Origin of the sequence: Pseudochrobactrum sp. Wa41.01b-1, from assembly GCF_019464455.1 — a bacterium.
Classification (GTDB): domain Bacteria; phylum Pseudomonadota; class Alphaproteobacteria; order Rhizobiales; family Rhizobiaceae; genus Pseudochrobactrum; species Pseudochrobactrum saccharolyticum.
This window is the reverse complement of sequence record NZ_CP080493.1, coordinates 3,066,166-3,087,227: the sequence shown is the minus strand read 5'-3', so window position 1 is coordinate 3,087,227 and position 21,062 is coordinate 3,066,166. Positions and strand designations below refer to the sequence as shown.

The following is a 21,062-nucleotide window of genomic DNA, read 5'->3' as shown; positions in this document are numbered from 1 at the left end:
GTTACATTTGGTGAGTAAACAGAAATGAGCAAAGCATCGATAAGGGGCCGATGCGTAGAGGTGTGAGATGACTGAGATCACCAAAAGCGCAATACTTTATACCATGATGATCATCACGCTGAATACGGCCATTGCCATTAGTGTGATCGGGCTGGATTTTCTGCCATAACCATCATGACGGATGAGCATAGCGGCGCTGTATTGATAAGCGAATGAATGCTCTTAACTCGTTTATGCGGGAGAACTCCCGCGCTGCAGATTTCACAAGAGGTCTGCCGGAAGTGTTCCGGCAGACCTTTTTTATTATCTGTAGAATTACAGATCACGACTCATATGGATGACTTCAAAAGGCAGGCCTTCCGCATCCTGCGGATCACGCGCCGTTTCAGTAAAACCGTTACGCAGATAGAAACTATGTGCCTGCGTGTTCAGTGCATAAACTTCCAGCGACAGCGTTTTCTTCAATTGCAATGCATGGTCGAGCAATTGACGGCCAAGACCCTTGCCATGAATTTTGGTGTCGATGAAAAGACCGCCGATAAACTGATCCATCAGACCGATAAATCCGGCCGGTTGTCCGTTTTCGAGGATCACCCAGTTTTCAGCTTGTTTCAGATAGATATCCCGCACCTGTTCAGACTGCAATTGCAGGCGCTCCTGCCCCAGAAAACTATGGGCAAATTGTGAGGCCTCCAGCCAGATAGCGACCAGAGTTTCCGTATCCTCATTGCGGATCGGGCGGATTTCATTTCGTATTTGTATCATGATAATTTTAGTCCATTGAAAGATATTATACGCGCCCTGCTATGGGCTGCAAAAGGCGCAACTCAACCCTCAGCCATTTATGAAAAGGCTGTCGGGGAAACACTTGCTATGAGTTGCTGCGCATAAATCTCCTGATTGGACTGCGCCTCCATATCACCGGCACAAAAGCGAAGCAAGATTGTAAAGTAAAACAGTAACACATTGTCCACTCGACTTCCCCGTCAGCTGTCTGTATGAGACATGCGTCGCGTAATAATGCGCGATGTTGTTCTCGGGGCGGGGTGCGATTCCCCACCGGCGGTATGAAGAGGAAACTCTTTGAGCCCGCGAGCGTCTGAATAAAGCGATTTGTTCAGAGTCAGCAGATCCGGTGCGATGCCGGAGCCGACGGTATAGTCCGGATGAAAGAGAGCAAAGACACGGTTAAACAACACCCGCTTTCTGCGTGTGATCTGTCGATTTGTGAATTTGCGCCCTGATTCTAGTATCAAGAGATGAAACTATGAACCAGAGCTTGACCAACCCATCTTCCCTCAAAGTTGCATTCATTCAGGCACGCTGGCACGCCGATATCGTGGATGAAGCACGCAAATCCTATATTAAAGAACTGGCCAAACTGACTGACAACGGCATTGAAACCGAAGTCTTTGACGTTCCTGGCGTATTTGAAGCCCCGCTTCTCGCCCGCACATTGGCTGGTACCGGCAAATATGCTGCAGTTGTTGCAGCGGGCTTTGTTGTTGACGGCGGCATTTATCGCCACGATTTCGTATCCGATGCAGTCATCAAAGGCCTGATGCAGGCACAGATGGACACCAATGTACCTGTCTTGAGCGTTGTACTGACCCCCCATCATTATCATGACAGCAAAGAGCATCATGATTTTTTCCATGCACATTTTATGGTCAAAGGTCGTGAAGCCGCCCATGCAACGGTGCAGATTTTGGACACTTACAGCAAAATCGAAGCCTAAAATCAAAGAAAGCGGCCTGTATCAGCAGGCCGCTTTTTACTCCACAATCCTATGCGGATGGGTATAGACATCAAATTCATCCCCACGCACCAGCGCCACCAGCGTGATATTCAATGCATCAGCAGTACGGATTGCCAAAGCCGTCGGCGCGGAAATCGCCATGATCACCGGCGAACGGATAGCCGCTGTTTTCTGCACCATTTCCAGCGAAACACGGCTGGTTACAACTACAGCCCCCCGCGCCGGATCAGCATTTTCAGCCTTGCCCTCATCACGCAACAAGAAGCCTGCCAGCTTGTCCAGCGCATTATGCCGCCCGACATCCTCGCGCACGGCCAGTATCTCGCCACCACTTTGATGCGTCTGATAGAAACCTGCCGCATGAACGGCTCCGGTCGCCCGATGCAAAATTTGCAAATCCCACATTTGCTCTGCGGCCTGCACAATCTGCTCAGAACGCAGTGTGAAATCACTGTCAGCAACCGGCGGAAATTCCCGCACAGCCTCGGTAATCGATTCAATACCGCATAGGCCACAGCCAACCGGCCCGGCCATATGACGGCGACGGGCAGTCAGTGCATCGCGTTTCAGGTCAGATAATTGCATCTGCACATCAATACCGGCGGGAAAGCTCTGAATATCCATCGCCTCAATTTCAGAAGCCTGCGCAATAATGCCTTCGCAGAGACTGAAGCCAATGGCAAAATCCTCAATATCCTGCGGACTGGCCATCATCACCGCATGGGTGGTACCGCCATAGGAAAAAGCGACCGGAAGCTCCTCTGCCACTTGCCGCTGCGAAGCCTTCAGCACACCCTGACGACGGATAATATTACTGACCTCAGATGTAGCTGGCGGAATATCCGCGCCCTCTCTCTCAAGTCCGCAGGTTTTATCCATAGTTTTCCCTTTCAACCCTCTGACGCCATAACTATATGCTTTTATTGGAAGCATATACCAGCGCTTAAACGGATGATAATTTCCGTCATGACGCGGCAGTTTCAACAGGCAATAAGCGCTTTCGGGGTGGTAAGCACATCACGATGGTATATTCTGAAACAAATCCACCAGAGCGTGTTGTATTTGATCACAGCCACGACACTCGCTCCGGATTCTTTTAATTGTCGCATGTTCGCGGGAGCTCAAATGAATCCATTTGAGCCGACATGCATTAATGAGGTTCCGACTTATGGACATTCGTCTGATTGATGAAAATTTTGCTGTCACCGGCCAGCTGGCACCGGAAGATATTACCGGTGTTGTGGCACAGGGCTTCAAAACCCTGATTTGCAACCGTCCGGATCATGAATCCGACGACCAGCCGCTCTATGATGCGGTTGCGCAGGCAGCAACTGCCGCCGGTCTGCAAACCTATTTCATCCCTGTGGCCGGTGGCCAGATCACGCAGGAAAATCTGGACGAGATGACAGCAGCACTGGAAAATGCACCGCAGCCTGTGCTCGCTTATTGCCGTTCCGGCACCCGCTGTACCAATCTTTACGGAATTGTTCAGCAGCAGAAACAGCGCTGATTAAGTTCAATGATGATGTGCGGATACGCTCTGCACATCATCTGAATTCTACAAAACGCAGCGGGTCATTCTATGTCTATCAAGCTCCTGAGCGAAACCATTATCAACCAGATTGCTGCCGGCGAGGTGATTGAACGCCCTGCCAGCGTAGTGAAAGAGCTGGTCGAAAATGCGATTGACGCCGGTGCCACACGCATTGAAATTGTCACCGCAGGCGGTGGCAAGAACCTGATCCGTGTGACTGATAATGGCGGCGGTATTCCGGCTGATGAACTGGCACTCGCAGTCTCCCGCCACTGTACCTCCAAGCTGACCGATGACGTGCATGATATCCGTGCCCTTGGTTTTCGCGGTGAAGCGCTGCCATCCATTGGTTCCGTTGCGCGACTGAGCATTAAATCACGCACAACTGATGCCGATTCCGGCTATGAGGTCGTGGTGCGTGGCGGACATCTGGAAGGCCCGCGCCCGACTGCGATCAATCGCGGGACGATTGTTGAAGTCAGCGATCTGTTTTATGCGACCCCTGCCCGCCTGAAATTTATGAAAACCGACCGTGCCGAATCCACCGCTATAACGGAAGTGGTGAAGCGCATTGCGATTTCCTTCCCGCAAATCCGTTTTTCCATCGCCGGTACGGATCGCAGCCCGCTGGAGTTGCCTGCGACATGCAGCGCTGGTGAAACGGTCACTGAAGCCGCCATGCTTGAACGCATTTCACAGGTGCTTGGCGCTGATTTCTCTGAAAATGCACTGGCACTCGACAGTGAGCGTGAAGGCGTGCGCCTTACCGGTTTTACGGCTATTCCTTCTTTCAACCGCGCCAATTCCTTGCATCAGTTTGCCTATATTAACGGCCGTCCGGTACGCGATAAGCAAGTGTTCGGCGCATTACGCGGCGCCTATTCCGATGTGATCGCCCGCGACCGCCATCCGGTCGGTGTGTTGTTTCTCCAGCTTGATCCGTCCCATGTCGATGTGAATGTGCATCCGGCCAAGGCTGATGTGCGCTTCCGCGATCCGGGACTGGTGCGCGGTCTGATTGTCGGCACCATCCGTCACGCCTTGGCGCAATCGGGCATCCGCCCTGCAACCAGCGGCGCGGAAGCCATGCTGAAAGCCTTTCAGGCGCAAGGATTTGAAACCAAGGGATTTGAAGCGCCAGAGCGTTCATCAAGCTCATTTACCTCATCGCCTGCCCGCAACTGGCAGTCTGCATCCAATTATCGACCTGAACCGCCGCGTCAGGAATGGTCACCACAGACTGCACATCCGGCACAGCGTCCGCTGCATCTCGACAGCCAACCGGCACCGCGCTATGAGCAGGCCGGTTTCGGTGAGGCTTTACAGGCTACGATTTCGCAATTCGCAGCTCCCAGCGCTGACAGCCGCGCAGCCGAGATTGAAGCACCGGCAGAGTTATTGCGTGCTCCGCTTGGTGCCGCACGGGCACAAATCCACGCCAATTATATTGTTGCCCAGACCGAAGACAGTCTGGTGATTGTTGACCAGCATGCCGCCCATGAAAGACTTGTTTATGAAGCGCTGAAAACCGCGCTGGAATCCAAACCGATGGCCGCACAGATGCTGCTGATCCCTGAGATTGTTGACCTGCCGGAAGAAGATGCGGAGCGTGTTGTCGCCCACGCGCCGACGCTGGAGCGCTTTGGCCTGAGTGTGGAACAGTTCGGCCCCGGTGCTGTGGCTGTGCGCGAGACACCGGCCATGCTCGGCGAAATGGATGTGCAGCAGCTGATCCGCGATCTGGCTGATGAAATTGCCGAACATGACACCGCCAACGGTTTGAAAGATATGCTCAATCATGTAGCGGCGACTATGGCTTGTCATGGCTCTGTGCGTTCCGGCCGCCGCATGAAAGGCGAGGAAATGAACGCCCTGCTGCGCCAGATGGAAGCCACACCGGACTCCGGCACCTGTAATCACGGGCGGCCGACCTATATAGAATTAAAACTCAGCGATATTGAACGTCTGTTCGGACGCAGGTAAAGATTACCCAAACACACTGAAGACAAGAAAGAATAATGAATATGTTTTCCAGCAATCGCAACGGTGAAGCCAAATTGCGCTACCTCGATGGTGATTATCAGGTTCTCGAACCGGGCTCCTATGTGATCTGTGCGGTTACCGGCGAAAAGATTGAGCTGGATGATCTGCGCTACTGGAGCGTTGCGCGTCAGGAAGCCTATGTGAACGGCCTCGTCTCCTATCAGCGCGAACTGGAAGCCAATCCTGAACTGCGCCAGCGCAGCAAGAGCTAAAATGGCATACGAAATATCAGACCTGAAGACCCGACCGCATTTTCTCGATGATGCAGCCGACCGTGTGTGGAATGCATGGTGGCGGCAGGACGGTCATGAACTGGACTTCATCAAAGGCCTGTTTCAGGAAAATCTGACGGCAGAGACCACACCGGTTGCGCTTATTGCTCATGACGGTGGTGAGTTTCTCGGCACTGTTTCGCTGATTGACAGCGATATGGAAGCCCGCCCGCAATATACGCCGTGGGTCGCAGCCCTCTGGGTTGATGAACAACAGCGCTCGCATGGCATCGGCGGCGCCTTACTGAAAGCCGCAGCGCAACAAGCCCGCGATCTGAATTTCTCGGAAGTCTATCTCTGCGCTGAAGCTGACAAGCATGATTATTATGCTGCGCGCGGTTGGCTGTTGTTTGAAGAAAATATTGATGGCCTCAATATTTACCGTCAAAGCCTCTGATTAGAGCTCAAGGCTGCGTTCGAGAAAGTTTTGCCGTGTTGTTTTGATAATGCGCTGCAAAATTTTCTCACGGCCAAAATCAAGCCGTACATCAAAAACAGCTATGTCGTGCAGCCAGTCCCCCTCGACAGCGGATTGCAATCCATGCAGGCGTACATAATCTTTCGCTGTGGTTGCCAATATCAGATTGGCTTCCCGCGCCTCCGCAATAAGCTGGCGGATATCTTCCGGCTTATAATTATAGTGGTCGCCAAATGAGCGGCTGATGACCACTTCCCCGCCCAGTTCTGTCACACTGTCATAGAATTTCTGCGGATTGCCGATACCGGCAAAAGCGAGAAACTTTTTGTCCTCAACCGGTTGTTCCGCCACCGAGACCAAACGCGCATCAAAAAACGGCTTATTACTGCGCGCCGCCATGCGGATCACATTCTCCGAGGCATCCTCGCCTTTCAGATGGTTCGGCGTTATGCGCAGCAGTGCCGATGCCTGCTGCATCTGCGTCATCAAAGGCGCACGCAAAGGCCCAGCCGGAATGATTTTTCCGTTGCCTATCCCGCGTGCGGCATCCACCACCACCAGCGCATAATCATAAAACAAACGTGCGCTCTGAAAACCATCATCCATAATGATGAAGTTGCAACCATGCTTTTCCAGCAATTGCGCAGCATGCAAACGATTGGCAGAAACCGCGACCATAGCATGTCTTGCCAGCAGCAGCGGTTCATCGCCGGTCAGCTTGGCTGTATCCTGCGCCACATCCACCAGATGTACGCCTTTGAAAGAACCGCCATAACCGCGCGAGACTATACCGGGCTTAAAGCCTTCAGCCTTTGCAGCCTCGGCAAAAGCGATACAGGTCGGCGTTTTACCCGCTCCGCCAACGGTGAAATTACCGATACACAAAACCGGCATGGCAATTTCCGGCGGCTCTGCATTCACCATCCGCTTTTTAGCAACCGAGCCATAAATTGCAGCCACCGGCGACAGCAATGCAGACTGCCAGCCAGCCTTACGCCACCAGAAACCTGAAATATCTGCCGGTGTCTTATTTGCAGCCATCACGGCTGCTCCGCTACATCTGTCTCAGCCAGAGGTTCAACAACTGTCGTATCCAGACGGGATTTGACAGCCAGCGGCTGTATAAAAGGTTCAAGCGCCGTGAGTGTGCGCTCCAGCGCGCCGCGCATATCACCGACCGTGCGCTTTCCGGCCTCGGTCATGGTTTTCAGCTTTTCCGGATTATTGAACAGGAAATTCACCGCACCGGCCAGCATATTATGATCGCTGACAAGTTTGGCACCGCCGTTTTTAATCAGGCGCTGATAGGATTCACGGAAATTCTGCACATTGCGGCCGGACAAAACTGCTGTGCCGAGCATTGCCGGTTCCAGTGGATTTTGCCCACCCTCACCGGTCAGGGATTTGCCGACAAAAGCAATCTGTGACAGGCGCAGATACAAGCCCATTTCGCCGATTGTATCACCAAGATAAACAGCCGTTTGCGGAGTGATCTCCTCATTACGGCTGCGCTGTGCAACAGTCAGTCCCTTGGCTTCGATCATAGCGCGGATTGCCTCGGCGCGATCCGGATGACGCGGCACAATCATGGTCAGCAAATCCGGATGGCGGGTGCTGAGCATTGTATGCACTGTCGCAGCAATATCTTCCTCACCCTCATGGGTAGAAATCGCAGCCCAGACTTTGCGCTTGCCAATTTGCTGTTGCAGACGTTCCAGTTCCTGCGGATCAACCGGCGGGGCATCGGTGTCTACTTTAAGATTGCCGGAAATCGTGACCGGACGTGCGCCGAGCTGACGGAAGCGTTCGCCATCCGCATCAGACTGCGCCACCACATGGGCAAAATTTTCAAACAAAGCCTCAGCAACGGAGCTGCGCTTTTTCCATTTCGTATAGGAACGATCAGACATCCGCCCGTTGATCAGGATTTGCGGAATATGGCGTTTACCCAGTTCCAGAATGGTCATCGGCCAGATTTCGGATTCACATTTAATCGCCACATCCGGTTGCCAGTGATCCAGAAAACGGCGCACGGCAGGCAGCAAATCCAGCGGTACATATTGGTGAATAACCCTGTCACCAAGACGTTCGCCCACCAGCGCAGCAGAAGTGCGCGTGCCGGTGGTCAGCAAAATGCGGATATCCTGTGCCAGAAAATGCTCGATCAGCGGCAGAATGGCGGTAAATTCGCCCACACTCGCAGCATGCATCCAGACCAGCGGCCCGTCAGGGCGGGCAATCTGACTGCGACCGTAACGTTCGGCGCGGCGGGTACGGTCTTCTTTGCCTTTGGAAACACGATAGCTGATATAGGGCCCGATCAGCGGATAGGCCGCACAACCGGCAGCCTTATAGATCTTAAGAACAGTGCGGGCCCATTTTTCACTCATTCTTATCTCCATACCGGCCTTGTTTTATGCCGTACAGCAGTTCTGTTCTGTAAAACGAACATAAAATACCGGAAACACAAAGGGCACAAAGACTATTTGCGCCCCTGCGCAAGCTATTGAAATCTTGCATAAAGATGCCCGGCGAACCAAGCCTATCTTAAGTTTATACACGAATAAACCGGTCACAAGGTGATTATATAAAAGAATGCCGGCCGCTATCACAATTTATTGTCAGCCAGAGCGGGTTGCGTTCAAATTTAATAACGACGCTCGCTCTGGATTCTTTAGTTGGCCGCATTGTCACGGCCGTCAATTTGATCCAACCTGACAAAATTAAAACGATCAAGTTGGATCAACTTGACTGTGACATGCTCTGGCAGGAGGTGGCAGCATTCCCAGCTGTTTATAAGCGGCAAGCGTGGCAGCATCGAGTTTGCGGGTCAGTTCGAGCCGTTTTTCCTCAAGTAAATTTTCATCCGCATCCGCAGGCACCCAGACCGGCTCGGTCGTGGTGGCAGCGGAACGCCCGAAAGGTAGCGGTATTGAGGTTTTATCCCAGCTTTTTTCCAGAATTTTGCTGCGTGAAAAAGCATAGGCAACAGGCAGGATCGGGCGGCCGGATAATTTGGCCAACAGGATAATGCCCTGTCCTGCCTCACGCACCGGACTATGCGCCACATCGGCAATCATGCCGGTGCTGGTGCCCTGATCCAATGCCCGCTTCAGGGTGATCAAAGCACGTGCACCACCTTTTCCGCTATTATCACTGTCAGCGCGCCCGCCGGAACCGCGAACCGTTTGCAGGCCGAGCTTTTCCGCCACACGGGCATTAAGCTCCGCATCGGCACTGCGCGAAAACATGGCCACAACCGGCACGGATTTATCGCGCACAAACGGCCCCATCAAATGCTGGCCATGCCAGAAAGTGACAATATAGGGCGTTTGCTTTTTTTGGGATGCAATCGTTTCGTAAAATCCCGGCAGGCGCTTATTGGTTGCATAAACCAGCCGGAGGTAGCCCGAAATCAAATTGACCAGCACCGTCTTCAGAACTTCTGAACGCGCCAAAGGCCCGCGAATACGCTGCCAGGCGCGTTTCAAAAACCTGGTCAGAAATCCGGTTCGGTGTGGTTTATCACCTGCCACAGTCAGAACGCGCGTCAGGCTTTGTCAGCAGAGCGTACAGCTTCAGCAACTGCACTTGCAGGATCGAGCAGACGGTGCATATGCACGATGAAATAACGCATATGGGCGTTATCAACGGTCTGCTGAGCCTTGGATTTCCAAGCCATTTTAGCGGCTTCATAATTCGGATAGATGCCGACAATATCCAGCTTGTCCAGATCACGGAATTCCATGGAATTCAGCGTCTTCAATTCACCGCCGAATACCAGATGCAGCAGTTGTTTGTTTTCACCAGATGCGGTCATGTTTCTAATCCTGTCACTGAGATTATGTTTTGCCGGAAGGCAGAGCACTTTATAGCCTGCCTTTGTTGCCGCCCTCTTTAGAGCGGTTTACGTCCAAGTTCAACCGGAGTGCTCATTGCACACTCTTTAATTTATCGTATTTTCTAATGCACCTGCGACAAGCCGGCTCAGGAATAATTCTGATCCGACAATAACTGCCGCACAACGCTCAGCATTTCTTCTTCAAAACCCGCAACAGCCGCCACCAGCACATCATGACTGAACGGTTTTTGCCCCGCAACTGCACCACCTGCCGCGCCATAGCTAAGCGCCTGCCCTTCAAGGGTCAAAAGCCTGCCGCCGGCCTCGGAAAGCAGCAGATCCGCCGCGGCCAGATCCCAGTCATGGGCACCGCCGCGCACGAAAGTTCCGGCCAGTTCACCCCGTCCGACCATAGCTATGCGATAGGCCAGCGACGGCACATAGGGCGAGAAAGCTGTCTTGCTGCGAAAGCCTTCCGGCAGATCATTAAAATGTGATCGCGACATCGCCACAGGATAGTTGCGACCATCCGCAGGCAACTGCGCTGCAACCGGCATGCCATTCTGGAAAGCCCCCTGTCCGCTGACGGCGCTCAGCACCTCTTTACGCACCGGAACATCCAGCACACCGCAGCGCGGCTTACCCTGATCGATCACTGCAATGCTCACGCACCAGCGGTCGTCACCGGCAAGAAATGCGCGGGTACCGTCAATCGGATCAACCACAAATGCCCGTTCTCTGCCGGTACGCTGCTGGTCAGTTGCCGTTTCCTCTGAAATCCAGCCATAATCCGGCCGCGCCTGCAGCAGAAATGCCTGCAGGAAACGATCAACTGCCAGATCCGCTTCACTCACCGGAGACTGCCCGCCTTTCAGCCAGACCTCCGGATTATTGCCATAATAGCGCAAGGCAATTTTACCCGCTTCCGCTGCCGCTTCACGGATGAGTTGCAGGTCATCGCTGTCTGCTGTTTGATTGGTTGCTCGATTAGTTTCCGGCAAGCGTCATTCCTTCAATTACCAGCGTTGGTGCGGCTGTCCCGTAAGACCGGTCGAGATCACTGGCAGCGGTCATATTCATAAACATATCTTTGAGATTGGACGCGATGGTCACTTCACTCACCGGATAGGTCAGCTCGCCGTTTTCAATCCAGAAGCCGGAAGCACCACGGCTATATTGGCCGGTAATCATATCCACGCCCTGTCCGAAAACCTCGGTGACATAGAAACCGGTGCCGAGTTCTTTCATCAGTTCTTCCGGTGTGCGTGCACCGGCTTCAATCGCCAGATTGGTAGAGGACGGCACAACAGTTGAACCGGAACGCACGCCACGGCCATTGGTTTCCAGCCCCAGTTCACGGGCGGTCGAGCCGGAAAGGAACCAGTGTTTCAGCACACCGTCCTCAATCATGGTCAGTTTTTCACCGGCAATGCCCTCACCGTCAAACGGGCGGGAAGATGAACCGCGCAGGCGCATCGGATCATCAGTGATGCCGATCCCTTTGCTCAGAACCTGCTGTCCCATTTTATCTTTCAGAAAGCTGCTTTTGCGGGCGACAGATGCACCATTGATGGCACTGGCAATATGACCGGCCATGCCGCGCGCCACACGCGGATCGAACATCACATTAACCGCGCCGGTTTTAACCTTACGCGCATTGAGACGGCGCACAGCCCGTTCACCGGCGGTGCGGCCAAGATCTTCCAGTTCAGGCAAATCGGCAAAATGCAAACGCACGCGCATATCATAATCACGCTCCATCGCGGTGCCTTCACCGGCAATCGCGCTGACAGAGCGGCCAAAACGGCTCAGCGTGTAAAAGCCTTCAAAGCCGCCGGATGTGACCAGCACCATACCGCCCAGCCCCGCAGAGGCCGTAGCACCGCCGGAATTAGTAACACCGGCAACTGCCCGTGCAGCCTCTTCCATTGCCAGCGCATCTTCAGTCATCCGTTTGCTGTCGATCTGTGTCGGGTCGAACAGATCAAGATCGGCAATTTGTTTAGCCAGTTTCGACGGATCAGCCAGCCCCTCATAGGCATCTTCCGGCGAGACTTTTGCCATCGCGACGGCACGTTCTGCCAGCGCGACAGGATCAGCGCCCTTATTGGCACTGGCCGAAATACTGGCAATGCGCTTGCCGACAAAAACCCGCAGCGAAAAATCATCACTTTCCGAGGCTTCAGTGGCTTCCACCTTGCCTAAACGCACGCTGACATTGCTGGAACGGCTGCGCACAACCACCGCATCGGCATGATCCGCACCGGCTTTTTTAGCCGCGGCGACGAGAAAACGAGCCTGATCGGCGAGTTTTTGAGCAGAGCTTTGTGCGTCCATCATTCTTCCTGTCATTCGTCTGGCGCGGTGGTAGCGTGATAATTCAGCGCCCGCATTTTGCAATCTGCGAACAGTCAATTATCAGGTTTTGCCGCCTGTATAGGTTCTATATACGGATAAGCCGTGTATTTTTTAAGTCTCATTTTATGTTTATGCATGACAACTCAGGCCTCAAGAAACATATGCGGGTAAGCAGACGTCTTCTTCAGAATAATATCCTCGGTGTTTCGCTCATGTTCATGACTTCATATTTGAAAACGTTGAAACCATAAACGTGATATTTTTCTTTAAAAAACCGTTATCTGCACGCGTTGTTTCATATTATGTTCGGCATGATTTGCCTGCAGCATTGTATTTGATGATTTTCTGCCGGTAGCTTATTCCGCACCCGCCCCGACAAACGTAATATGTGATGTTTTAATTATGGAAAACAATATTTCCATCGGCAGTCTTTATCTGCAGACCCTGATGATCCTCGGCGGGGCAATCATTGCCGCACCATTGTTCAAGCGTATGGGGCTGGGAACAGTTCTGGGCTATCTGGCCGCCGGTGTGATTATCGGCCCGATTGCCCGTTTTATTACCGATGGTGAAGAACTGCTGCATTTCTCCGAACTGGGCGTAGTGTTTCTGCTGTTCATCATTGGTCTTGATCTCAAGCCCTCCCGCCTCTGGTCTCTGCGCCATGCGATCTTCGGCCTCGGTCTGGCACAGGTCGCATTATGTGCTGTCACTCTTGCTTTTCTGGGCGTTTATGTTGCCGGTCTTCCCGTACCGGCAGCGATTATCGTCGGCTGCGGCTTTGCACTCTCCTCAACCGCCTTTGCCATGCAAATTCTGGAAGACAAAGGTGAAACCAGCCAGAAATACGGGCAAAAAGCCTTTGCTATTCTGCTGTTTCAGGATCTGGCGATCGTGCCTATTCTTGCGCTTATTCCTGCATTGTCGCCGGGTGAAAACTCGCAGAGCGCTGCGAATTTCCATGTGGCAGCGGCACTCGGTGCCATTATCATTCTGATTATTGCCGGTCGCTATTTACTGAACCCGATGTTCCGTATCATCGGCAATACCGGTGCGCGTGAAGTGATGATCGCCGCCGCATTGTTCGTCGTTCTCGGTTCGGCTGCGCTGATGGAAGCTGCAGGCCTGTCCATGGCAATGGGTGCATTTATCGCCGGTGTGCTGCTGGCAGATTCCTCCTACCGTCATGAACTGGCAGCCGACGTGGAACCATTCCGCGGTATTTTCCTCGGCCTGTTCTTTGTCGCGGTTGGGTTGTCGCTTAATCTGGTGGTCATTCTCGATAACTGGCTGATGATCCTGCTATCGGTTCCGGTGATTATCGTTACAAAAATCGCAATCATTTATCTGCTGTGCCGTATTTTCCGCACCAGCCATAATGATGCGGTCAAAGTCGCCTTTCTGCTGCCACAGGGCGGTGAATTTGCCTTCGTTCTGTTCTCCACGGCCAGTGCTGCTGCGGTGATCACCGATGCGCTGGCCTCCGAGCTGATTGCTGCCATCACAATTTCCATGGCGCTGACACCGCTCTGCGTAACCATCGGTAATCGTCTGCTGACGAATACGAAGCAGGAAGACGGCATGGAGGAAAATTTCGAGGGGGCAGGTTCCGATGTGCTGATGATCGGCTTCTCCCGTTACGGGCAGATTGCCTCGCAAATTTTACTGGCCGGTGGTTCTGATGTGACGGTGATCGACAATTCCGCCAATAAAATCCGTGCGGCCGGACGCTTCGGTTTCCGTATTTATTTCGGTGACGGACAGCGTAAAGACGTGCTGGAAATGGCAGGTATCCGCAAAGCCAAACTGGTTGCCATCTGCACCGAAAAAAAAGAAATCACTGACCGGATTGTCGATCTCATTCAGACAGAATTTCCGGATGTGAAACTCTATGTCCGTTCCTTTGACCGTGAGCATACGCTGCAATTGCGGGCAAAAGGCGTGGATTACGAACTGCGTGAAACTTTTGAATCCGGCCTGTTATTTGGCCGCAAAACACTGGAAGCGCTCGGCATGCCGGAAGAAGAGGCTCAGACCATTGCCGATGATGTGCGCCAGCGCGATGAAGACCGCCTGCATGTACAGGCTTCGGAAGGTATTCTCGCCGGTCGTCACCTGTTGTTCAACAAGCCGGTAACGCCGGAACCTCTGGTCAAACCGACACGCTCGGCAGTGCCACTCGACAAGGCAACAGAAGAGACAATCGCACCTGCCAAACCCTATCCGGAAGCAGGCATTGTCCTCACTCCGGTAAGCGAATAAATCATCGCCGGTCAAATACAAAAACGGCGCGGTGGGACATCCACCGCGCCGTTTTCTTATGTGATTTTAAAACCAATCAATTCAGGCTCGGCCCAACCACGAGAATGGCAGGATCTGCTTTGAGCAGCTTTGCTGCAACAGTCTTCACATCATCTGTGGTCACAGCATTGATGAGATCAGCACGGCGGTCGATATAATCACGCCCCAGATCCTGCTCCTGCAAGCCAACCAATGTGCGGGCAACGGCCACGGATGAATCCAGATTATTGATTGCATAGGCACCGATTGCAAAGCTCTTGGCTGCGGCCAGTTCTTCCTCTGTCACGCCGGATTTCGCCATACGGGCAACTTCCGCGCGGATCACATCCAGACTCTGCTGTGCACGGTCAGGACGTGTACCGGTGGCAATATTGAGACTGTTGGAATAGTCCCGGCCACTGAGACCGGAGCTCACCGTATAAGCAAGGCCGCGCTTCTCACGCACTTCATTATAAAGACGTGAAGTAAAGCCGACACCCAGCACCTGATTCATCAGATAGGCTGCGAAGAAATCTTTATCGCTGCGCTTTACACCCGGATACACCAGACTGACCGTTGTCTGCGGCAGATCATAGGTCACAGATGTTGTGGCACCCAAAGCGAGCTTGGCCATTTCCATCGGCTTGAGCTCTGCTTTATCCTGCAGATTTCCGAAAAGCTTATCCAAAAGAGGCGCCAGTTCCTCGGCGCTGATCGCACCGACCACACCGATTTTCAGCTGATCTTTGCCGAACAGTTTTTTATGCGCATCCAACAGATCATCGCGGGTGATTGTTTCCAGCGACTGCACTGTGCCCTCTTCACGGCGGGCATAAGGATGCTTGCCATAGAGCACTTCGGCAAATTTCTGCGAAGCAATTGTGTTCGGATCATTTTTGGAAGCGTTAATCCCTGCAATGACCTGATCGCGGATACGATCAACTGCCGCCTGATCGAAACGCGGTTTCTGAATAGCCAGAGCCAGCATGTCAAAAGCTGCCGGACTGTTCTCTTTCAGCATCCGCATACCGCCGGAAATCGTATCATCGCTGGCGGTGAAGCTCATTTCCGCACCGATATTATCCAGTCTTTCCTGATAGGCATCGGATGGCATATCCCCCGCGCCTTCATCGAACAGACCGGTCATCAGATTGGCCAGACCTTCTTTGCCTTCAGGGTCTTGCGCACTGCCGCCCTTAAACGAAAAACGCACAGAGATCAGCGGCACACTACCGTCTTCCACCAGCCAGGCTTTGATACCCTTCGGCGAGGTTACTTCCTGAATATCCAGCGCATAGGCAGGCAGTGTTGTCAGCAATGCGAAAAGACCAACAGCAGCAGCTTTGAAACCACGCAAAGCATTGCTACGGACAGGGCGTGCATTTTCGAACCCTGCCTCAGAGTGAAGAGAATATGTCATTATTTTTTCACCTCTGGCTTCGCATCTGTCTTCTTGTTCAGATCATTGCCTGCCGGTTTTTCACCGGCAGCACCGGTTTGCGCCTTTTCGGCTGCGGCTGGTTTTGCACTCTGTTCAGGCTTTGCGGCTTCTTCTGCCGTTTCCGGCGGCAGCAGATAACCGGTCACAGCAATTGACGGCTTCAGATAGCGCTCTGCCACATCGCGGATCTGCTCCGGCTTGACGGTGCGGATTTTATCCGACCAGCCCTGCACATCCTCAACAGTCTGGCCGACAGCCAGTGAGGAACCATAAATTCGCGCCATACCGGTCTGGCTGTCACGGGCAAAAATTTCCGACTTCAGAAAACGATTGCGTGCCTGATTAAGTTCTGTTTCCGTCACACCGTCTTTAATCAGACGCTCGACTTCAACATTGATTGCAGCCTGCACCTGCTCAAGCGTGGCATCGCCACGCGGTGCGCCATAGAGCATGAATGTACCGTCATCCAGCGCGTCACCGGCATAATAAGCACCGGCACTGGCAGCAATGCCCTGCTCAACAATCAGCTTCTGATAGAGACGGCTACGCATACCACCGCCGAGAATTTCTCCCAGCAGATCAAGTGCTTCCGCATCACCTTCCCGTCCCTTAACCTTAGCGTTTACGTAAGACGGCACCACCCATGTGGAGTTGAAAGACGGCTGATTCACACGGGCATCGCGCAATGTCACGGTGCGGGCTGTGTGCTTCACAGGTTCCTGCGGGCGGATACGCGGTGCAACTTCAAAGCGCTTCGGCAATTTACCATAGGTGCTGAGCGCCAGATCACGGACGCGCTCCGGCGTCACATCACCTGCCACCACGAGAATGGCATTATTCGGCGTATAATAACGCTCGTAAAAACCGATGGCATCCTCAAGGCTGAGCTTTTCCATTTCTTGCTGCCAGCCGATAATCGGGCGGCGGTAAGGATGATTAAAGAAAGAAGCGGCACTCACCTCTTCGCTCAGCATTGCGCCCGGATTACTGTCCACACGCATGCGGCGTTCTTCGAGAATAACATCGCGTTCCGGTACAATCACATCTTCAGTCAGAACCAGATTGGCCATACGGTCTGACTCGTATTTCATCACCATTTCCAGCGCATCCGGTGCAACCTGCTGATAATAGCCGGTATAATCGGACGAGGTGAAAGCGTTTTCCTGCCCGCCAATCGCTGCAACTTTTGCAGAGAATTCACCGGCAGGAACATTCTTCGTACCCTTGAACATCAGATGTTCAAGAAAATGGGCAATACCGGATACACCTTCCTGCTCATCAGCGGCACCCACGCGATACCAGACCATCTGTGTGACAACCGGTGCGCGGTGATCGGGAATCACCACAACATCCATGCCATTGGTCAGCTTAAAACTGCTGACGCCTTTCTGGGTCTTGATTTCAGGCAGCGCGGCCGGCTTATTATCATTGGCCGGATTGGTCTGGGTGGTCGCAGCGGGGGCAACCTGCGCCTCGGCGGGCTTGGCAGCCTGCGCGAAAGATGCGCCCACAGTCGCAGAACTGACAATCAGCGCCAGCATGGATGTGCTGACCAGTTGCCGGCAAAAGGATAGATATGGCACGAAAAGTGTCCCTTCCTGTTTTGCAAAACAACCTTAATTAAACGAGATTGCGGCAAATTCGCAACCAGCCATCAAGAATTATGTCATGATGACAATAATTTAATAAATATACCCCCAAAAAGGCAGCACTATGCTGAAATGCAAATTGCCCGCACAGAGCGGGCAATTTGTTATCTAATAATAAATTGTCAGGCCAGTTCATAAAGCCTTATCGTGGTGATCCCGTAATTGCGTTCATCGCGCAATATGAAGCGGTCATCCAGCGTGATAGCGGCTTCTGACACTTCTTCCAGTATCAAAAGCGCATCCGGCTTGAGCCAACCGCCCTCAAGAGCAGAGATAAAAGCCTGTTCACCCAAACCCTTACCATAGGGCGGATCGGCAAAAACCAGATCAAATTCACCCATTGTGCCGGTTGGCCCCAAGGCTGTTGCATTGCGACGGAACACTTTTGTATTCCCCTGAAGGCCGAAAGCCTCCACATTCTGGCGCAACAGGCCACGCCCTTCTACGGATTCCTCAACGAAAACCGTATAGCGGCAGCCGCGTGACAAGGCTTCAAGGCCAAGCGCACCGGTGCCGGCAAACAGATCCAGCACGCGTGTATTGTCCAGCTTCTCACGAAAACCATGCGTGATAATATTGAACAGACTTTCGCGCGTCCGGTCGCTGGTCGGCCGGATTGCAGAGCTTTCCGGCGTCACCAGTGCACGTCCGCGGAATTTACCGCCGACAATGCGCATTAACGTTTATCTCCGCGCGGGCCGGAACGTGGAGCAGCACCACGAGGGCCTGCGCCGCGAGGACCGGACGGACGGTTGCCGGATGGTTTGCCACCCTGCGGGCCTTTACCGAAAGGCTTGCCACCGCGACCGCCTTCAGGCTTGCCACGGAATGGTTTGTCGCCCGACGGACGGTCACCAAACGGCTTTTTGTCGCCAAATGGCTTCTTGTCATAAGAACGCTCACCGGAGAAACGACGCTCTTCGCGTGCCGGACGATCGCCTTCATCAAAAGAACGACGGTTTTCCGAACGGAAGCCTTCGCGCTTGAAACCGTCGCGATTGTCTTCATCACGGCGGAAACCCTGACGCTTATAACCGTCTCTGTCCTCTGAACGGCCCTGATAACCGCGACCGCCTTCTTCACGCTGCGGACGGTCATCACCGTCACGGCGTGAACGGCGGCGATCATCACCCGGGGTCGGCTTGGACGAAGAATTATAGGCCTTGGCACCCGGTGCCATCCATACATTCACGCCGCGCGGACGCTGCGGCTGTGAACCAAACTTGTCATCATCCTTGTCACCACGACCGCCTTTCGCAAAGCGCGGCTTGTCAAAGCCACCGGAACGCGGTGCAGATGTGCTGAGGCGTGACAGACCATCTTCACGCCAGTTCTTGCCATCACGATCACGCTGGAAAGGCTTGCGCTCACCATCACGCGGCGCACGGCCTTCTTCACGACGGTCACCGTCTTCACGGTCACGGCGGAACGGTTTACGCTCACCGTCCATACGCCCTTCGCCACGCTTGGCACCAAAGCCGCCTTTGCCGCCACGGCCGCCGCCTGCATTGCGACTGCTGGAAATCCAGTCGGATTTGTAACGGGAACGGCCCTCGCCTTCCTCGTCGCTGCCGCGCTCTTCATAGGCATCAAAACGCGGGCTACGAGACGGCAATTCGCCTTTAACAGCTTCATTGGAGAATTCATTGAGGATCGGCGCATCAAAATCCGCACCGGAATCTTCAACCAGTTTCTCACCAAGCTGTTCACGCAGGGTACGGCCACGGATTTCACGCACCGCACCCTCTTCCAGATCGCCCAGCTGGAACGGACCGAAAGAAACGCGGATCAGGCGGGAAACGGCCAGACCAAGCGCACCAAGAATATTCTTAACTTCGCGGTTCTTGCCTTCGCGCAGACCAATGGACAGCCAGACATTGGCGCCCTGCTCGCGCTCCAGAGTTGCCTCAACCGCGCCGTAGAACACGCCGTCAACAGCGATACCGTTCTTCAGCTCATCAAGCTGTGCCTGTGTTACTGTACCGTGAGCGCGCACGCGGTAGCGGCGCAGCCAGCCGGTTGCAGGCAGTTCCAGAACACGGGACAGACCGCCATCATTGGTCAGCAGCAACAGGCCTTCGGTGTTGATATCAAGACGACCGACCGACAAAACGCGCGGCAATTCAGCAGGCAGTGCATCAAACACTGTCGGGCGACCTTCCGGATCGCGGTTGGTTGTCACCAGACCGGCAGGTTTGTGATAGAGCCACAGACGGGTACGTTCAGCCTGCTGCAGAACTTTATTATCAACGGTAATACGATCTGTGCGCAGAACATTGACGGCAGGGCTGGTCAGCACTTTACCGTTTACAGCAACACGGCCGGCAGCAATCATGCTTTCCGCTTCACGGCGCGAGGCAATACCCACACGCGCCAGACGCTTGGCGATACGTTCGCCTTCTTCAGCGGCGCTCATATCAAAGCCGCGGGGCTTATCGCCGCGAGGTTCAAAACCACGAGGTTTGTCGCCGCGCTCACCGAAGCCGCGCGGCTTGTCACCACGGGATTCACCTTCAAAACGACGCGGACGGTCAGAACCTCTGTCATCGCGCGTACGCTCACGCTTTACAAAAGGACGCTTGCCGCGTTCATTATCATGATCGTCACGGGTCATTAGAATATCAGCCTTTCACCGGTATTTCTGCCCGGCGTCAAAAATCGAAAATCAGGATGCGGAAAGCCCTGCTGCAAAACCGCTGCGCGTTTTCGCCGGACATGCTTTATGCTAAATCATTCCGATCCGGCAAAATTTAGGATAAAGCTGGCACGATTGCAGCGCAGTTCTTATGCTACACACCTTATTAAAGCTACGCTCTAACAAATCATCACCGCGCTTGCGAGTAAAATATCTGAAAGGCTGCCGCACATTATGCAAAAAAACGCAACCGGCGGCAATTCCGGCAAGATGAACGATGAAAATTCACAATCCCCTGCGGCAAGTTTGGCTCCTGCAGAGAATTTGGTTTCCGTGACACATCCGGCAAGCGGTCATGCAAAGATATCTCCTATGCAGGCCGCGATGGAAGAAGCCCGCGCCGCAGAAGCACGGGGCGAAGTGCCGATCGGCGCGGTTATCACGCATAAAAACCGGATTATCGCCCGTGCGGGCAACCGCACCCGTGAAATTAATGATCCGACTGCTCATGCCGAAATTCTGGCAATCCGCATCGCTTGTGAGGCTCTGGAAAATGAGCGGCTCGGTGATTGCGATCTCTATGTGACGCTGGAACCTTGCGCCATGTGCGCGGCGGCGATTTCTCTCGCCCGTATCCGCCGCCTTTATTATGCTTCAAGCGATCCGAAGGGCGGCGGCGTGGAATATGGCCCCCGCTTCTACAGCCAGCCGACCTGCCATCACGCACCGGAAGTCTATTCCGGCATAGGTGAAGCGGAGGCAACCGACATGCTGAAACGTTTCTTTCAGGAAAAACGCAAATAAAAAAGCCGCGTCCTTTGTCAGGACGCGG

At 53.6% G+C, this 21,062-nt stretch carries 19 protein-coding genes and 1 riboswitch; of the genes, 7 read left to right on the top strand and 12 right to left on the bottom strand.

The features are described from left to right. Nucleotides 1–315: 315 nt before the first annotated feature. Nucleotides 316–765, bottom strand: a complete 450-nt coding sequence (locus K1X45_RS14080) for a GNAT family N-acetyltransferase (RefSeq protein ID WP_220159210.1) — start codon at nt 763–765, stop codon at nt 316–318. A 263-nt stretch (nt 766–1,028) separates the two neighbouring features. Continuing rightward, nucleotides 1,029–1,182, top strand: a riboswitch (FMN riboswitch). A gap of 85 nt (nt 1,183–1,267) precedes the next feature. On the opposite strand from K1X45_RS14080, the gene K1X45_RS14075 reads away from it, so the two are divergent. Beyond that, nucleotides 1,268–1,738, top strand: a complete 471-nt coding sequence (locus K1X45_RS14075) for a 6,7-dimethyl-8-ribityllumazine synthase (RefSeq protein ID WP_220159209.1) — start codon at nt 1,268–1,270, stop codon at nt 1,736–1,738. Nucleotides 1,739–1,774: 36 nt separating this feature from the next. On the opposite strand, the gene fdhD is transcribed toward K1X45_RS14075, so the two are convergent. Further along, nucleotides 1,775–2,638, bottom strand: a complete 864-nt coding sequence (fdhD, locus tag K1X45_RS14070; protein ID WP_220159208.1) for a formate dehydrogenase accessory sulfurtransferase FdhD — start codon at nt 2,636–2,638, stop codon at nt 1,775–1,777. A 289-nt stretch (nt 2,639–2,927) separates the two neighbouring features. Here fdhD and K1X45_RS14065 point away from each other — a divergent pair, with 289 nt between their 5' ends. The 4 genes from K1X45_RS14065 to K1X45_RS14050 all read left to right on the top strand — a co-directional run bounded on the left by K1X45_RS14065 (nt 2,928) and on the right by K1X45_RS14050 (nt 6,005). Next, nucleotides 2,928–3,269: a TIGR01244 family sulfur transferase gene (locus K1X45_RS14065; protein ID WP_220159207.1), complete on the top strand. Its 342-nt coding sequence runs from the start codon at nt 2,928–2,930 to the stop codon at nt 3,267–3,269. Between the two features lie 72 nt (nt 3,270–3,341). Next, on the top strand, nt 3,342–5,276 hold the full coding sequence (mutL, locus tag K1X45_RS14060) for a DNA mismatch repair endonuclease MutL (protein ID WP_220159206.1): 1,935 nt from the start codon (nt 3,342–3,344) through the stop codon (nt 5,274–5,276). Nucleotides 5,277–5,311: 35 nt separating this feature from the next. Continuing rightward, nucleotides 5,312–5,548 carry a DUF2093 domain-containing protein gene (locus K1X45_RS14055; protein WP_022711228.1) on the top strand — a complete coding sequence of 79 codons (237 nt, stop codon included), beginning with the start codon at nt 5,312–5,314 and terminating at the stop codon, nt 5,546–5,548. Between the two features lies 1 nt (nt 5,549). Beyond that, on the top strand, nt 5,550–6,005 hold the full coding sequence (locus K1X45_RS14050) for a GNAT family N-acetyltransferase (protein ID WP_220159205.1): 456 nt from the start codon (nt 5,550–5,552) through the stop codon (nt 6,003–6,005). On the opposite strand, the gene lpxK is transcribed toward K1X45_RS14050, so the two are convergent. The 6 genes from lpxK to K1X45_RS14020 all read right to left on the bottom strand — a co-directional run bounded on the left by lpxK (nt 6,006) and on the right by K1X45_RS14020 (nt 12,204). After that, the gene (gene lpxK / locus K1X45_RS14045) at nt 6,006–7,067 is read right to left on the bottom strand and encodes a tetraacyldisaccharide 4'-kinase (protein ID WP_220159204.1); all 1,062 of its coding nucleotides are present in this window, start codon (nt 7,065–7,067) and stop codon (nt 6,006–6,008) included. It lies immediately after the preceding gene. Beyond that, on the bottom strand, nt 7,067–8,416 hold the full coding sequence (gene waaA, locus K1X45_RS14040) for a lipid IV(A) 3-deoxy-D-manno-octulosonic acid transferase (protein ID WP_220159203.1): 1,350 nt from the start codon (nt 8,414–8,416) through the stop codon (nt 7,067–7,069). The genes lpxK and waaA overlap by 1 nt, the downstream gene beginning before the upstream one ends. Before the next feature lie 342 nt (nt 8,417–8,758). Continuing rightward, nucleotides 8,759–9,517, bottom strand: a complete 759-nt coding sequence (locus K1X45_RS14035; protein WP_370627042.1) for a lysophospholipid acyltransferase family protein — start codon at nt 9,515–9,517, stop codon at nt 8,759–8,761. Between the two features lie 59 nt (nt 9,518–9,576). Then, a complete protein-coding gene (locus tag K1X45_RS14030; RefSeq protein WP_022711233.1) occupies nt 9,577–9,846 on the bottom strand; it encodes a DUF4170 domain-containing protein in 270 nt (89 codons plus the stop codon). Between the two features lie 167 nt (nt 9,847–10,013). Beyond that, on the bottom strand, nt 10,014–10,868 hold the full coding sequence (locus K1X45_RS14025) for a 3'(2'),5'-bisphosphate nucleotidase CysQ (RefSeq protein ID WP_255560432.1): 855 nt from the start codon (nt 10,866–10,868) through the stop codon (nt 10,014–10,016). Further along, nucleotides 10,855–12,204, bottom strand: a complete 1,350-nt coding sequence (locus K1X45_RS14020) for a TldD/PmbA family protein (protein WP_220160521.1) — start codon at nt 12,202–12,204, stop codon at nt 10,855–10,857. Before K1X45_RS14020 ends, K1X45_RS14025 begins: the two co-directional genes overlap by 14 nt. A 423-nt stretch (nt 12,205–12,627) precedes the next feature. On the opposite strand from K1X45_RS14020, the gene K1X45_RS14015 reads away from it, so the two are divergent. Continuing rightward, the gene (locus tag K1X45_RS14015) at nt 12,628–14,487 is read left to right on the top strand and encodes a monovalent cation:proton antiporter-2 (CPA2) family protein (protein WP_255560431.1); all 1,860 of its coding nucleotides are present in this window, start codon (nt 12,628–12,630) and stop codon (nt 14,485–14,487) included. A 76-nt stretch (nt 14,488–14,563) separates the two neighbouring features. Here the strand turns inward: K1X45_RS14015 and K1X45_RS14010 are convergent, their stop codons facing one another. The 4 genes from K1X45_RS14010 to K1X45_RS13995 all read right to left on the bottom strand — a co-directional run bounded on the left by K1X45_RS14010 (nt 14,564) and on the right by K1X45_RS13995 (nt 20,209). Next, nucleotides 14,564–15,925: a pitrilysin family protein gene (locus K1X45_RS14010; RefSeq protein ID WP_075654419.1), complete on the bottom strand. Its 1,362-nt coding sequence runs from the start codon at nt 15,923–15,925 to the stop codon at nt 14,564–14,566. Next, nucleotides 15,925–17,487, bottom strand: coding sequence for a pitrilysin family protein (locus tag K1X45_RS14005; RefSeq protein ID WP_220160519.1), 1,563 nt, complete (start codon nt 17,485–17,487; stop codon nt 15,925–15,927). The genes K1X45_RS14010 and K1X45_RS14005 overlap by 1 nt, the downstream gene beginning before the upstream one ends. A 230-nt stretch (nt 17,488–17,717) precedes the next feature. Then, nucleotides 17,718–18,272: a 16S rRNA (guanine(966)-N(2))-methyltransferase RsmD gene (gene rsmD / locus K1X45_RS14000; RefSeq protein WP_220159202.1), complete on the bottom strand. Its 555-nt coding sequence runs from the start codon at nt 18,270–18,272 to the stop codon at nt 17,718–17,720. Then, complete coding sequence (locus K1X45_RS13995) at nt 18,272–20,209, bottom strand: pseudouridine synthase (protein WP_220159201.1); 1,938 nt, start codon at nt 20,207–20,209, stop codon at nt 18,272–18,274. The genes rsmD and K1X45_RS13995 overlap by 1 nt, the downstream gene beginning before the upstream one ends. A gap of 393 nt (nt 20,210–20,602) precedes the next feature. Between K1X45_RS13995 and K1X45_RS13990 the strand changes: the two genes are divergently transcribed. Beyond that, the gene (locus tag K1X45_RS13990; RefSeq protein ID WP_255560995.1) at nt 20,603–21,034 is read left to right on the top strand and encodes a nucleoside deaminase; all 432 of its coding nucleotides are present in this window, start codon (nt 20,603–20,605) and stop codon (nt 21,032–21,034) included. Nucleotides 21,035–21,062 lie beyond the last annotated feature (28 nt).